Below are 1,172 nucleotides of genomic sequence, written 5' to 3' on the forward strand. Positions count from 1 at the left end.
AAGGAGTAACGAGTGCCGCGCGTGAAAGGTCACTAAACCTTGTTCACGCACTCTTTCGTGTGGGATTACCTCGCTCTAAAGGATTGATTGCTGGAATTGTGCTGACGAGGTCCGGGGTGATCCCCTGTGTGGGACTGTGGATGGGTGTGGGGTCACTAGAGGGATATGTCGACTCTGTCCGACTCGCATGTCGACTTACCCACAGGTCGAGAAGCGAGCCTGTGGATAACTTTGTGGACAACCGGAGCGGCAGTCGGGCGGCGCCGCGGACCGGCCCCTCCGGCCCCGCCGAAGGCGCAGGTCACAGCCTGTAACCCAAGAGGAGCGGGCGGTGGTGTGCTCAGCCCCGCCCGTCCAGGCAGCGGGCCAGCCAGTCCGAGGCGCCGGTGAACGCCGCGTCGGTCACCTGCGGCCGCACGTTCGCGCTCACCTCGTCCGCCCGCGGATACGAGCCGAGGAACCGCACATCGCGGCAGACCCGCTTGAGGCCCATCAGCACCTCGCCCACCCGGCGATCGGTGACATGGCCCTCGCAGTCCACCGAGAAGCAGTAGCGGCCGATGCCCTCGCCCGTCGGCCGGGACTCGATCCGCATCATGTTGACCCCGCGGACCGCGTACTCCTGGAGCAGCTCCAGCAGCGCACCGGGGTGGTCGGCGGCCAGCCACAGCACCACCGAGGTCTTGTCCGCGCCGGTGGGCGCCGCGGGCCGGGCCGGGCGGCCGACCAGGACGAAGCGGGTGGCGGCGTTCTGCGCGTCGTGGATGTCGGTGACCAGCGGGGCGAGGCCGTACGTCGTCGCCGCGAACTCACCGGCGAAGGCGCCGTCGTAGCGGCCCTCCTGGACCAGCCGCGCACCGTCGGCGTTGGAGGCCGCCGACTCCCAGACTGCGTCCGGGAGTTGGGTGGCCAGCCACTTGCGGACCTGGGGCTGGGCGACCGGGTGCCCGGTCACCGTCTTCACGTCGGTCAGCTCCGTGCCCGGGCGCACCAGGAGCGCGAAGGCGATCGGCAGCAGCACCTCGCGATAGATCATCAGCGGTTCGCCGGAGGCCAGTTCGTCGAGGGTGGTGGTCACCCCGCCCTCGACGGAGTTCTCGATCGGCACCAGCGCCGCCGCGGCCTCGCCGGCCCGCACCGCGTCCAGCGCGGCCGGCACCGACACCATCGGC

At 69.9% G+C, this 1,172-nt stretch carries 1 protein-coding gene; it reads right to left on the reverse strand.

Annotated features, from left to right (window positions below; genetic code table 11):
* Positions 1-340: 340 nt before the first annotated feature.
* The coding region (pheA, locus tag AB0I03_RS26910; RefSeq protein WP_360417436.1) for a prephenate dehydratase at positions 341-1,172 on the reverse strand (832 nt) is incomplete at its 5' end.

The organism is Glycomyces sp. NPDC021274, assembly GCF_040641195.1.
Taxonomy (GTDB): domain Bacteria; phylum Actinomycetota; class Actinomycetes; order Mycobacteriales; family Micromonosporaceae; genus Glycomyces.